The organism is Streptomyces sp. NPDC059534, from assembly GCF_042743475.1.
Taxonomy (GTDB): Bacteria; Actinomycetota; Actinomycetes; order Streptomycetales; family Streptomycetaceae; genus Streptomyces.
Map to the genome: position 1 here is coordinate 71,261 of NZ_JBHWAQ010000016.1, position 12,383 is coordinate 83,643.

Genomic DNA, 12,383 nt, shown 5'->3' on the forward strand with positions numbered 1-12,383 from the left:
CGGAGCCGGGCCCCGCGCGCCGCGGCGACGGCCGGGCCCGCGCGCCCGGCCACGGAGCGGGGTTCAGCGTGCGGCGGGCCGGTGGCCGAGGCGGACCGAGAGTTCACCGGCGCCCTTCACGGCGAGGGCGGTGAGCTCGTTCTCGCGCTCCTCGCTCCAGCGGTGCACCGGCACGGAGATGGACAGGGCCGCGACGACGCGGCCGGAGCGGTCGCGCACCGGCGCGGCGACGCAGCTGACGTCCGGGTTGGACTCCTGCTGCTCCAGGGCGACGCCGAGGATCCGGATCTCGGCGAGCGCGGCGCGCAGCACGTCCGGGTCGGTGAGGCTGCGGGGCGTCATGGCGACGAGCTCGCGTCCGTCGAGGCGCTCGTCGAGCTCGGCCTCGGGGAGCGCGGCGAGCAGCATCTTGCCGACGGCGGTGCAGTGGGCCGGGAGCCGGCGGCCGGCCGCCGAGACCATCCGTACCGCGTGGGTGGAGTCGACCTTGGCCACGTAGATGACGTCCGTGTCCTCCAGGAGGGCGACGTGGACGGTCTCGCCGCAGGTCTCGGCCACCTCGTGGGCGACCTGCCGCCCCTCGGCCGCGAGGTCCAGCTGCTCGGCGTACCGGCTGCCGAGCTGGTACGTCCGCACGCCGAGCCGGTAGCGGCCGGGCTGCTCCGGCACGGGTACGAGGTAGTTGCGGGCGGTCAGGGTGCTGACCAGCTCGTGGGTGGTCGTGCGCGGCAGCTGGAGCCTGCGGGTGATCTCGGGCGCGGAGAGCGTCCCGTCGCCCTGGAGGAAGAGCTCCAGTATGTCGAATGCCCTGGTCACCGCCGGAACGAGCCGTCCCATGGGGCCCCACCTCACCGTCTGCCGTTCGATATTCCGTACCGCGACCGAAATCGCGGACAGAGACTAGCGGCGCGCCCGGGGCCGGGCAACGGCCCCGCGGTGGACGCGCTCCCATTGACACCTCGGCGGGCCGCTGCCTACGGTCGCGCCGATCCACCGGACGGTGTCCGGTATCCCGAACACACCGCCCGCCGTCCCTACGCGTCCCCGGGAGCAACCACCGTGCGCATCACGGGAATCACCACTCATGTCGTCGGCACCCCCTGGCGCAACCTCACCTACGTCCTGGTCCACACGGACGAGGGGCTGACGGGTGTCGGCGAGACCCGGATGCTCGGCCACACCGACGCCCTGGTCGGCTATCTCCGCGAGGCGGAGGCCAACCACATCGCCGGCTCCGACCCGTTCGCGGTCGAGGACCTCGTACGGCGCATGAAGTACGGCGACTTCGGGCGGGCCGGCGAGATCGTCATGTCCGGCATCGCGGTCGTGGAGATGGCCTGCTGGGACATCAAGGGCAAGGCGCTGGGCGTACCGGTCTGGCAGCTGCTCGGCGGAAAGGTGACCGACCGCGTCAAGGCGTACGCCAACGGCTGGTACACCACCGAACGCACCCCCGACGCCTATCACGCCGCCGCCCGCGAGGTGGTGGCACGCGGCTACCGGGCCCTGAAGATCGACCCGTTCGGCAACGGCCAGTACGAGCTGGACGCCGAGCGCTCGCGTGAGGCGGTCGCGCTGATCGAGGCCGTCCGGGACGCGATCGGCCCGGACACGGAGCTGATGGTGGAGATGCACGGCCGCTTCTCCCCCGCGACGGCGGTCCGCCTCGCACGGGAACTCGCCCCGTTCCGGCCCGCGTGGCTGGAGGAGCCGGTGCCGCCGGAGAACCTCAAGGCCCTGCGGAAGGTCGCCGACAAGGTGGATCTGCCGATCGCGACCGGCGAGCGGATCCACGACCGGATCGAGTTCCGGGAGCTGTTCGAGTCGCAGGCCGCGGACATCGTCCAGCCCGACGTCGGGCACATCGGCGGCATCCTGGAGGCGCGCAAGCTGGCCGCCACCGCCGAGACCCACTACGTCCTCGTCGCCCCGCACAACGTCGGCGGCTCGGTCCTCACCGCCGCCTCGCTCCAGCTCGCCGCCTGCACACCGAACTTCAAGATCCTGGAGCACTTCAACGACTTCGCGGACGCCGAGATCAAGAAGGTCGTACGCGGAGCGCCCGAGGTCGATCCGGAGACCGGCTGCTTCGCGCTCTCCCACGAGCCGGGGCTCGGCGTCGAGCTCGACGTGGACGCGGCCGCCGAGTTCCCGCAGCAGCGCGCCCGCTTCGACCTCTGGGCCGAGGGCTGGGAGAGGAGGCAGCCGAAGTGAGCGCCGTGTCCAGTCGCGCGGTCGTGGTCGACCGGCCCGGTGCGCACCGGCTCGTCGAGCGGGAGCTCCCCGAGCCGGGCCCGGGCGAGGTCCGGGTCCGGGTCGCCGCCGCCGGCATCTGCATGAGCGACCGCGAGCTGTACGAGGGCCGCCGGGCCCCGGGCTACGTCCGCTACCCGGTCGTCCCGGGGCACGAGTGGTCCGGGACCGTGGAGGCCCTGGGCGGCGGGGTCGACCCCGCGCTCCTCGGCCGGGCGTGCGTCGCGGAGGGCTTCCGGTCCTGCGGGACGTGCGAGCGGTGCCGGTACGGGGAGACCAGTCTGTGCACGGCCGGGTACGCCGAGACCGGCTTCACCGAGCCGGGTGCCTTCGCCGACCACCTGGTGGTCCCGGCCCGGCTGCTGCACCCGCTGCCCGACGGGGTGGACCTGCGGGCCGCGGCCCTGCTCGAACCCGCGGCCGTCGTCGCCGCCGCGGTACGGGCGGGCCAGCCGCGCCCGGGCGAACGGATCGCCGTCGTCGGCGCGGGCACCCTCGGGCTGCTCGCCGTCCAGTGGCTCGCCGCCTCCTCCCCCGCCGAACTGACGGTGGTGGACCCGCGCGCCGAACGGGCTGTTCGGGCCCTGGCGTTCGGTGCGACCCGGGCCCTCACGCCCGCCGAGTCGGACGGTGACACCGGGCGCTTCGACCTGGTCGTGGAGACCGCCGGGGCGCCGACCACGGCCGCCTCCTCCTGCCTCCTCGCCCGCCGCGGCGGCCGGGTGGTGCTCACCGGCATGTTCGCGGCCGGGGCCACCGGGATCGACCCGGTCCACCTCTCCGTCAGCCAGCTGGAGCTCCGCAGCGTCTTCGGCGCCTCCTCCGCCGCCTGGGCGGACGCGGTCCGCGCCCTCGCCCAGGGGCTGCTCGACCCGGCCCCGCTCGTCACCCACACCTTCCCGCTGGAGCGGTTCGGCGAGGCGCTCGCCCTGGTGGGCGGCGGGGACCCGGCGACGGGCAAGGTCCTCCTGCACCCCTGAGCCCCGTACGCCGGCCCTCGGTCCCGGATTCCGGTCCCGATTCCGGGCCCGGTCCCACCTCCGGGCCCAGGCCCGGGCCCGTCCCGGCTCCGGCACCACTCCCCGCACCGCGTCCGCCCAACCGAACAGAGGACTCCGATGACCCTCCGCCCGGCTCCCCGACGTCCCGGCGGCGACGCGCTCCGGCGCATCGGCCACCCCGTGCCCGCCCCCCGTCCCGACGACGCCTCCCCGCACGCCTTCCCCGACGGGGGGCTGTGGCGCACCGAGGTCCCCTCCGTCGAGGGCCCGGAGGCGCTCGCCGCCGTCCTCGCGGAGAGCGAACGGCTCGACGTGCCGGTGCACCGCGTCAGCCAGGGCAGCGGCGTCTGGATGCTGACGGACGGGGAGATCTCCGAGATGGTCGGCGCCTGCGCCGAACACGCCGTCGAGCTGTGCCTGTTCACCGGGCCGCGCGGCACCTGGGACACCGGCGCCGCCACCCGGACCGACTCCGGCGGCGCGGGCCCGCGCGCCCGCGGTCACGACGGGCTCGCCGGATGCGTCGAGGACGCCCTGCGCGCCTCGCAGCTGGGCGTCCGGTGCCTGCTGGTCGCCGACGAGGGCGTCCTCTGGACGCTGCACCGGCTGCGTACCGAAGGGGTGTTGCCTGCCGACACGACGTTCAAGGTGTCCGCGCTGATCGGGCCGGCCAACCCGGCCGCGTACGCCGTCCACGAGCGGCTCGGCGCCGACTCGCTCAATGTGCCGTCCGATCTGACCCTCGCCCATCTCACCGAGATCCGGCGGGTCAGCCGGGCCCCGATGGACCTGTATGTCGAGGCGCCGGACGACCTGGGCGGCTACGTCCGGATGTACGAGGCGGCCGAGTTGATCCGCCGGGGCGCGCCGCTGTACCTCAAGTTCGGGCTGAGCGGGGCGGCCGGGATCTACCCGTACGGGGCGCATCTGCGGGAGCACGCCCTCGCGACCGCCCGCGAGCGGGTCCGGCGCGGCCGGCTCGTCCTGGACCTGCTCGCCCGGCACGGGGCCGACGGCGGCATGTCCCCGCTCGGCTCCCGGCACCCGGGCCCGCTGGTCCGCTTCCCCGGCACCACCCCCTGAGGCCCGCCCGTCAGTCGGCCTCCGGCTCGGCCAGCAGGTCGTCGACGAGGACGAGGCGCGTCTCGGGGAAGTACTCCGCGATCGCCTCGCGCATCATGGCCTCGCCCTCGGGATCGGGGGTCCCGCACTTCTCCCGGGTCTCCCGGTCGGGCCAGCGGGCGTAGGCCACCCAGGTGCCGTCGTCCGCCTTGTGGAGCCGGGAGCCGTAGCTTCCGCACTCCTGGTGGATGGCCACCGTGACCCGGTGCCAGCCGTCGACGAGCAACTGCTCCCGGCCCGGACGCAGCCGCCACCGGTACACCACAGCGAACATCTCTCCGCCTCCTCCTCGTCGGGTCCGGCGGCCCGCGCCGCCCACGAGAGGAATGAACTATACCGATCAGTTCACTGTCAATACTGAACGGTTCGGTAGACCACTCGGCAATTCCATGGCCTCTACCCCCTAATCGAAGCGCTTCGATATTCCCGGGTCACCTCTCTGGACACGTCAACACAGCCGCGTTACGGTCTCGCTGAGCGACGGAGTCGATCATTCGACGACTTCCGTCGAAGCGATTCACCCCGTCACGGCCCGCAGGGAGAGCGGATGGTCACCCTTGCCGAGGTTGCCCGGCACGCCGGAGTGTCGGCCAGCACGGTGAGCTATGTCCTCAGCGGCAAGCGGCCCATCTCCGCCGTCACCCGCGAGCGGGTGCGGGACAGCATCGAACAGCTCGGATACCAGCCCCACGCGGGCGCCCGGGCGCTGGCCAGCAGCCGCTCGCGGATCATCGCGCTGATGGTGCCGCTGCGCACCGACATGTACGTACCGGTGATGCTGGAGATCGCGGTCGCCGTCGCCACCACCGCCCGCGCCCACGGCTACGACGTCCTCCTCCTCACCGGCGAGGAGGGCCCTTCCGCGCTGCGCCGGGTCACCGGCAGCGGGCTCGCCGAGGCGGTGATCCTGATGGACGTCCAGCTCGACGACGAGCGGCTGCCCGTCCTGCGCGTCGCGGGCCCGCCCGCCGTCCTGGTCGGGCTGCCCGCCGACCCCACGGGGCTGAACTGCGTCGACCTGGACTTCCGGGCGGCGGGGGCGCTGTGCGTCGACCACCTGGCGGGACTCGGGCACCGCGAGATCGCGGTGATCGGCGAGTCCCCCGGCGTCTACGCCCGGCACACCGGCTTCGCCGAACGGACCCTGCGCGGCCTGCGCGCCCGGGCGGCCGAGCTGGACGTCCGGCTGCTGCACCGGCCGTGCGAGGGCAGTCACGACGCCGTGGCGGGGGTGCTCGCCCGGATCCTCGACGAACGGCCGGGCGTCAGCGCGTTCGTCGTGCAGAACGAGACGGCCGTGGAACCGCTGCTCGCCCTGCTGCGGCGGACCGGCCGCGCCGTGCCGGAGGACGTGTCGGTGGTCGCGGTCTGCGCCGACCAGGTCGCCGCCCAGGCGTCGGTGGCCCTCACCTCGGTGGCGATCCCGGCGCAGGAACTGGGCCGCAGGGCCGTGGAGCGGCTGATCGCCCGCCTCGCCGGGCGGCCCGACGGCGAGGGCGCCGCGGACGTCGAGCTCCTCACCCCCGTCCTCACCACCCGGGACAGCTCCGGCCCCCCGCCGCCGCCCCGCGCACCCGGAGCCTGACGCCCGGCCTCGCGCCCCGGTACGGATGCGCCGCGCCGTGGGCCGTCGACGTCCCCCCCGGCCCCGCGGGTTCATGAGCCGACGACGCGGTCCTCCCCCGGCGCAGGACGAGCCGGGCCGCCCCCGCCGGACTCCGCATCTCGATGTCGGCGTCGCGGTCGGGACGGAGGACCGCGCGGTACGTGCCGGGTGACCAGGTCAGGTCGACGCGGGCGCCGAACCGGGTCCGTACGCCGGTGATCCGGCCGCTCGGGCAGCGCGCGGGCAGCGCGGGCAGCAGGACGAGCCGGGCGGGCGTCGACTGCACGAGGGCCTCGACCAGCAGGGCCGGCAGGGCGTGCGCGGCATCGGCGTTGTACACGTCGCGGGCCGGGTAGTGCGCGCTCATCAGGGAGTCGTGGAAGTAGTCGCCGGTGAGGACCCGGGCGAGGGCCTCCTCGGTGCGGGCGGCCTCCCCGAGCCGGGCGGCGATCAGGCCGTGGTGGAGGTGGCCGTGGGCCGAGTCGTTCTCGCTGCCGCGGAGTTCGAGGGCGCGGCGGGCCGCCCTGGCCAGGGCCGGGGTGTCGTACGGGTTGATCTCGTCCAGCGGCCACACGGGATAGAGGTGGCTGAGGTGCCGATGCCGGTAGGTGTCGCCGAGACCGGGCCAGGACCATTCGGCGAGCGCCCCGTCGTCGTTGACGCGGTAGGGCGGGAGGCGGTCGGCGAGGCTCCGCAGGCGGGCGGCGTCCGCGGCCGGCGCGCGGTCGGCGGCGGCGTGCAGGGCGTGCCGGGCGGCGGCGATGTCCATGGTGGCGTTGACCGCGCCCCAGCTGCCGCCGCTCGGCCGGTTCTCCGGGGAGTAGGAGGGGACGATCGCGATCCGTCCGTCGGGTCCGGTGCGGGTCAGGAAGTCCTCGTAGAAGTCCGCGAGTTCGGCCAGGAGCGCCGAGGTCGGGGCGGCCCGCAGGCCGGTCGCCTCGTCGTGGTCGAGGAGGGGCTTGAGCAGCCAGTCCGCGCCGGCGGTCCACAGGTGGAGGGGGTACTCGCGGCTGAAGTGGTCCGTGTGCCCCGACGTGCCGTCCGTGTGGGACGGCGCCACGATGCCCCGGCCACCGAAGATCGCCCGGGCGTTCTCCCGCCACCCGGCCACCTGCCCTTCCACCAGCGCCGCGTGGGCCCGCGTCACCTCGGGCAGGTCGGCGGCGACGGCGGAGGCGGTCTGGAGGTTCAGGTTGGCGTTGGTGGTGAACGCGCCCGACCAGGCGGTGTCCCAGTCCCCCGTCCACAGCCCGGGGAGCCGGGGCGGCAGCATCCCCGAGGAGGAGAGCAGGTGATAGCGGCCCGCGGCGAAGAGGCGTTCGAGCAGGGCGGGGCTCTCGGGGCGCCGCAGGAGCGCCGAGCCGGGGAGCGCCCGCTCGGCCTCGTCCGCCCTGAGGTCGAGGGTGACGCGCCGGTACGCGGCTCCGTGCAGGGCGGTGTGCCGGGCGAGCAGCCGGGCCTGGACGGCGTCGGGCGCCAGGGCGCGGTCCCCGCGCGCGGCCGCACCGGCCCTGGTTCCGGCGGCCAGCGCCCGTAGCGCCTCCGTCTCCTCCTCCCGGTCGAGGTCGCCCGCGTGACGGTGGACGCGGGTGAGCATGAGCAGTCGACCGGCACCCTCGATCCGCACGCCCGAGGCGGTGAGGGTCGTGCGGCCGGTGTCGGTGAGCAGGAGGGTGAGGCCGGTGTAGCCGAGGACGCTGTCCGGGTAGCGGGCGCACAGGGTGAGGACGGTCTCGCGGCGGGCGGTGGAGACGCCCCGGCCGATCACGAGGTCGGCGGGGGCGCCGGGCAGCCGGTGGTCGAGGTCGATCTCGACGGAGGGGCCGGGCGCGGTCACGTACTGCACGACGACGTCGTCGGCCCGGGAGACGAACACCTCGCAGTGCCGCTCCCCGCACACGCCGGTGACCACACCGGTGGTGAAGTCCACGGACCGGCGGACGGGGAACGCCCCGCCGCCGGGTGCCCGCCGGACGCGGGTGCGGAATCCGGGGTGGAAGGGCTGGACCCAGCGCAGCGGACGGCCGTCCGTGAACGTCTCGGCCGCCGTGGTGTCCCCGGCGAGCAGGGCGTCCTGGAGGGCGGGGAGCCGGGTGGCGAGCCGGGGCGGCGCGGTGTCGGCGGGCGCGTTGTTCGGGCGTACGAGGGTGTGGTGGGTGACGGTCACCCGGTCGTCCTCGGGGTCGCCGTGGACCAGGACGCCGTGCCGGCCGTTCCCGGCGAGGAAGGCGTCCTCCCAGCGGGCGGCGGGCGCGGGTTCCCAGGTGCCGTGGATCACGGGCGTTCCTCCGGGCCGGGGGCCGTGGTGCCGTGGCCCTCGCGGGCGGCGGCCGGGATCTTCTCCAGGACCGCGACCCCGTACCGCTCCAGGTTCAGTTTCCCCTCCACGGTGGTTCCGGTGAGCAGGTCGCGGTGGGCGGCGGGCAGCGGCACGGTGACCGGGTCGCGGCCGTGGTGGAGGAGGAAGAGCAGGTCGCCGCGGCGGACGGCCTCCACACCGTCGGGCAGGTCGTGGAGGGCGGGGCGTACTCCCGCCTCGCGGGCGGCGGTGGCGAGCAGGCCGCAGAGGGCGGCGGGCTCGGGGAGCGTGGAGAGATACCAGGCGCGGCCGTTGCGGAGGACGGCGGGCAGGCCGTCGAGCTCTCCGCCCCGGTAGGCGGCGACGGTCTCCGCGCCGTCGGCGGGGGTGAGTTCCTCGGACCACAGGGTGCCGCGGAAGGAGCCGCAGTCGGCGTGCTCGCCCTCGTCGAGCGGCCACCACTCCTGGAGGAGGTCGATGCCGAGGAGGGTGCGGAGCCGGGCGTCCATGCCGCCGGGACGGACCCGGTCGTCCTGGTCGGCGACGCCGGTGAGGAAGCCGCAGACGAGGGTGCCGCCGCCCCGGACGTACGCGGTGAGGTTCTCGATCGCCGTGTCGTCGAGGAGGTAGAGGTGCGGGACGAGGACGAGCCGGTGGCCGGTGAGGTCGTGGTGGGGGTGGGCGAAGGAGACGGGGAGACGGGCGTCGAAGAGGGCGCGGTGCCAGGCGCGGACGATCTCGGTGTGGTCGACGCGGCGGGAGGGCGCCCCGTCCTGGTCGCCGGCCCACCAGGAGTTCCAGTCGTGGAGGACGGCGACGTCGGTGGTGACGCGGGTGCCGGCGACCCGGGGGCCGAGCCGGGCGAGGTCCTCGCCGATGCGGACGGTCTCCCCGAAGACCCGGCCGCGTTCGCCGGCGTGGCCGAGCATTCCGGAGTGGAACTTCTCCGCGCCCTGGCGGGACTGTCGCCACTGGAAGTAGCAGACGGCGTCGGCCCCGTGGGCGACGGACTGGAGCGCCCAGAGGCGGTTGAGGCCGTACGGCTTGGGGTGGTTGACGTCCCGCCAGTTGACCGCTCCGGCGGCCTGTTCCATCACCATCCAGGGCCGGCCGCCGGCCTCGGAGCGGGTGAGGTCGCCGATCATCGCGTTGTACTGGCCGCCGTGCGGGTCGCGGGGGTCGGGGTAGACGTCGACGGAGACGACGTCCTCCTCCGCCGCCCAGGCCCAGCCGTCCTGGCCGGACCAGAAGGGCATGAAGTTGGTGGTGACGGGGAGGTGCGGGGTGTGGCGGCGGACGATGTCGCGTTCGGCGCGGTAGCACTCCAGGAGCAGGTCCGAGGTGTAGCGGCGGAAGTCGAGGACGTGGGCCGGGTTCCTCAGGTAGTGGGCGCGGCGCGGGGGCAGGATCTCGTCCCAGTCGGCGTACCGCTGCCCCCAGAAGTCGGTGCCCCAGGCGGCGTTGAGGGCGTCGAGCGTGCCGTGGCGTTCCCGGAGCCAGCGGCGGAAGGTGCGGGCGGCCTCGTCGCCCCAGTCGTGGGTGCAGTACTCGTTGTTGATGTGCCACATGGTCAGGGCGGGGTGGCGGGCGTAGCGGGCGGCGAGGTCCTCGGTGATCGCGGCCGCGTGGCGCCGGTAGACCTCGCTGGAGTGCGAGAAGTGCTGGCGCGAGCCCCACCATTCGGTGCGGCCGTCCTCGTCCCTGGGCAGGGTCTCGGGGTGGAGCCGCCCCATCCACGGCGGGGGCGAGGAGGTGGGGGTGGCCAGGACCACCCCGATGCCGTGCGCGTGCGTCAGGTCCATGAGCCGGTCGAGCCAGCCGAACTCCCTTGCACCCGGCGTGGGTTCGAGTCTCGACCAGGAGAAGACGCCGAGGGTGACGGTGCCGACCCCGGCGCGGCGCATGAGGCGGACGTCCTCCGCCCAGGTCTCCTCGGGCCACTGCTCGGGGTTCCAGTCGCCGCCGTACAGGATGCGGGGCGGCCGGCCGGGCGGCCGGGTCACGTCGTCGAGGCTCGGCATCTGACTCTCCGTAGGGGGTGGGGACTTCGGGGGCTCAGCCCTTGACGGCGCCGGTGAGCATGCCCTTCCTGAAGTGCTTCTGGACGAAGGGCGAGAGCACGGCGACCGGCAGCAGGGCGAGGACCATGACGGCCATCTGGACGGCGAGACCGGAGAGGTTGCCGGCCTTGACGGCCTGGCCGAGGCCGACCGGGATCTCCTGCTTCTGCACGAGCTGGATGAGGACGTTCTGCAGCGGCATCATGTTCTGGTCGCTGAGGTAGATGGAGGCGTTGAACCAGGCGCTCCAGTAACCCACCGCGTAGAACAGGGTGATGACGGCGATCACCGCCCTCGACAGGGGCATCACGATCTGCCAGAGGATGCGCAGGTCCCCTGCTCCGTCGATGCGGGCGCTGTCGACGAGTTCGGGCGAGATGCCCATGAAGAAGCCCCGCAGCACGAGGATGTTGAAGACGCTGACCGCGCTCGGGAGGATCAGCGCGAGGTAGGTGTCGGTGAGGCCGAGGGTCTGCACGAGGAGGTAGGTGGGGATGAGCCCGGCCCCGAAGAACATGGTGGCCATCAGCGCGAGCAGGATGAAGCGGTGGCCGAGCGAGCCCGGCCGGGACAGGCCGTACGCGCAGAGGACCGACACGGTCATGGAGAAGAGGGTGCCGGTCACGGTCACCAGCACGCTGACGACCGCCGCCCGCGTGACCTGGCCTCCGCTCAGCAGCTCCTGGTAGGCGACGAAGGTGAGGTCCCGGGGGACGATCACCAGGCCACCGGTCTCCGTGATCGTCTTCTTCGACGAGAGGCTCGTGACGACGACGATCCAGAGCGGGAAGAGGACCGCCAGGCAGGCCAGGACGAGGAGGGTGCCCTTGGCGGCGAGTCCGGCCCGGCCGGGCGGCTCCTCCCAGACGGGCCGGGCGGGCGCCGACCAGCGGCGGGCGGCCGCCGGTGGCCGGTGCCCGGGTGCCGGCCCGCGCCGTGCGGGCGTGCCCGTGGGCCGGGCCGTGGTGCGCTCTGTCACTTGCGGTACACCCCCTGCTCGCCCATGAGGTGGGCGGCCTTGTTCGCCGAGAGCACCAGCACGAGGCCGATCACTCCCTTGATGAGTCCGGCGGCCGCCGCGTAGCCGAAGTCCTGGCTGCGCAGACCGGTCCACCACACGAAGGTGTCGAGGACCTCGGCCGCGCCGGGTCCGACGGCGTCGCGCTGGAGCAGCAGCTGCTCGAAGCCGACGGTCAGCGCGTCGCCGACGCGCAGCACCAGGAGCAGCGCGATGACGGGCCGGAGCGCGGGGAGGGTGACGTGCCACATGCGGCGCCATCGGCCGGCGCCGTCCATGGCGGCGGCCTCGTACAGGTCCTGGTTGACGGCGGCGAGCGCGGCGAGGAAGACGATGACGCCCCAGCCGGCGTCCTTCCAGATGCCCTCGGCGGTGACGAGGAACTTGAAGATCTCCGGGTCGGTCATGAGGTCGAAGCCCTCGTGGCCGTGTTCCCGGAGGGTCTGGGCGATGATGCCGGCGCCGCCCAGGATCTGCTGGAAGACGGTGACGACGAGCACCCAGGAGAAGAAGTGCGGCAGGTACAGGACGGCCTGGACGAGCGCCCGGATCCGGGGCCGCAGCACGCTGTTGACGAGCAGGGCGAGCGCGATGGGCACCGGGAAGAAGAGCAGGAGCTGGAGAAGGAAGAGGACGAGGGTGTTCTCGACGGCGTGCCAGAACCCCGGGTCGGAGAAGACCCGTTCGAACTGGGCGAGGCCGACCCAGGGGCTCTCCAGCATGGCGCTGACGCCGTTGGTGGAGACGTACGGGTCGTAGTCCTGGAACGCGACGACGTTCCCGAGGATCGGGATGTAGTGGAAGACCGCCACGAGCAGGAGCGCCGGCAGGGTCATGAGGAGGAGGGTGCGGTCGCGCCGGAAGCGCCGGCCGAGAGGGATCCTCCCGGCCCGGCGGTCCGGCCCGCGGTCAGGAGCCCGGCCGGCGGCGGAGTCCCGGCGGCGGGCGCGGCGGGGGTCCCCGGCGCGGTCCTCGCCGGGTTCCGCGGCCGGGTCCGCCGCCTCGGTGTCGAGCGTGCTCACGG

General features: G+C 74.1%; 10 protein-coding genes. 4 read left to right on the forward strand and 6 right to left on the reverse strand.

Annotated features, from left to right (window positions below):
* Positions 1–63 precede the first annotated feature (63 nt).
* On the reverse strand, positions 64–837 hold the full coding sequence (locus ACFVZH_RS20095; RefSeq protein ID WP_384898715.1) for an IclR family transcriptional regulator: 774 nt from the start codon (positions 835–837) through the stop codon (positions 64–66).
* Positions 838–1,059: 222 nt separating this feature from the next.
* On the opposite strand from ACFVZH_RS20095, the gene ACFVZH_RS20100 reads away from it, so the two are divergent.
* The 3 genes from ACFVZH_RS20100 to ACFVZH_RS20110 all read left to right on the forward strand — a co-directional run bounded on the left by ACFVZH_RS20100 (position 1,060) and on the right by ACFVZH_RS20110 (position 4,337).
* A complete protein-coding gene (locus ACFVZH_RS20100; protein WP_384898716.1) occupies positions 1,060–2,214 on the forward strand; it encodes a mandelate racemase/muconate lactonizing enzyme family protein in 1,155 nt (384 codons plus the stop codon).
* On the forward strand, positions 2,211–3,233 hold the full coding sequence (locus ACFVZH_RS20105) for a zinc-binding dehydrogenase (protein WP_384898717.1): 1,023 nt from the start codon (positions 2,211–2,213) through the stop codon (positions 3,231–3,233). Before ACFVZH_RS20100 ends, ACFVZH_RS20105 begins: the two co-directional genes overlap by 4 nt.
* Positions 3,234–3,371: 138 nt before the next feature.
* A complete protein-coding gene (locus tag ACFVZH_RS20110) occupies positions 3,372–4,337 on the forward strand; it encodes a hypothetical protein (RefSeq protein WP_384898718.1) in 966 nt (321 codons plus the stop codon).
* A 10-nt stretch (positions 4,338–4,347) separates the two neighbouring features.
* Here ACFVZH_RS20110 and ACFVZH_RS20115 read toward each other — a convergent pair whose 3' ends face one another.
* Positions 4,348–4,650, reverse strand: coding sequence for a hypothetical protein (locus ACFVZH_RS20115; protein WP_384898719.1), 303 nt, complete (start codon positions 4,648–4,650; stop codon positions 4,348–4,350).
* 273 nt (positions 4,651–4,923) lie between these two features.
* On the opposite strand from ACFVZH_RS20115, the gene ACFVZH_RS20120 reads away from it, so the two are divergent.
* Positions 4,924–5,961 carry a LacI family DNA-binding transcriptional regulator gene (locus ACFVZH_RS20120; RefSeq protein ID WP_384898720.1) on the forward strand — a complete coding sequence of 346 codons (1,038 nt, stop codon included), beginning with the start codon at positions 4,924–4,926 and terminating at the stop codon, positions 5,959–5,961.
* On the opposite strand, the gene ACFVZH_RS20125 is transcribed toward ACFVZH_RS20120, so the two are convergent.
* The 4 genes from ACFVZH_RS20125 to ACFVZH_RS20140 are packed head-to-tail and all read right to left on the reverse strand — an operon-like array spanning position 5,906 to position 12,381.
* Positions 5,906–8,260 (reverse strand): glycoside hydrolase N-terminal domain-containing protein, encoded by a 2,355-nt coding sequence (locus ACFVZH_RS20125; protein WP_384898721.1) that lies wholly within the window; start codon positions 8,258–8,260, stop codon positions 5,906–5,908. The genes ACFVZH_RS20120 and ACFVZH_RS20125 overlap by 56 nt on opposite strands.
* Complete coding sequence (locus tag ACFVZH_RS20130) at positions 8,257–10,302, reverse strand: beta-galactosidase (protein WP_384898722.1); 2,046 nt, start codon at positions 10,300–10,302, stop codon at positions 8,257–8,259. Before ACFVZH_RS20130 ends, ACFVZH_RS20125 begins: the two co-directional genes overlap by 4 nt.
* Before the next feature lie 34 nt (positions 10,303–10,336).
* Positions 10,337–11,320 carry a carbohydrate ABC transporter permease gene (locus ACFVZH_RS20135; RefSeq protein ID WP_384898723.1) on the reverse strand — a complete coding sequence of 328 codons (984 nt, stop codon included), beginning with the start codon at positions 11,318–11,320 and terminating at the stop codon, positions 10,337–10,339.
* Positions 11,317–12,381 (reverse strand): ABC transporter permease, encoded by a 1,065-nt coding sequence (locus ACFVZH_RS20140; protein ID WP_384898724.1) that lies wholly within the window; start codon positions 12,379–12,381, stop codon positions 11,317–11,319. Before ACFVZH_RS20140 ends, ACFVZH_RS20135 begins: the two co-directional genes overlap by 4 nt.
* Between the last annotated feature and the right edge of the window lie 2 nt (positions 12,382–12,383).

Bases quoted from the DNA above. Each gene is read 5' to 3' on its own strand.
- ACFVZH_RS20095 (WP_384898715.1), bottom strand. From the start codon at position 837: ATGGGACGGCTCGTTCCGGCGGTGACCAGGGCATTCGACATACTGGAG.
- ACFVZH_RS20110 (WP_384898718.1), top strand. From the start codon at position 3,372: ATGACCCTCCGCCCGGCTCCCCGACGTCCCGGCGGCGACGCGCTCCGG.
- ACFVZH_RS20130 (WP_384898722.1), bottom strand. From the start codon at position 10,302: ATGCCGAGCCTCGACGACGTGACCCGGCCGCCCGGCCGGCCGCCCCGC.
- ACFVZH_RS20120 (WP_384898720.1), top strand. From the start codon at position 4,924: ATGGTCACCCTTGCCGAGGTTGCCCGGCACGCCGGAGTGTCGGCCAGC.
- ACFVZH_RS20115 (WP_384898719.1), bottom strand. From the start codon at position 4,650: ATGTTCGCTGTGGTGTACCGGTGGCGGCTGCGTCCGGGCCGGGAGCAG.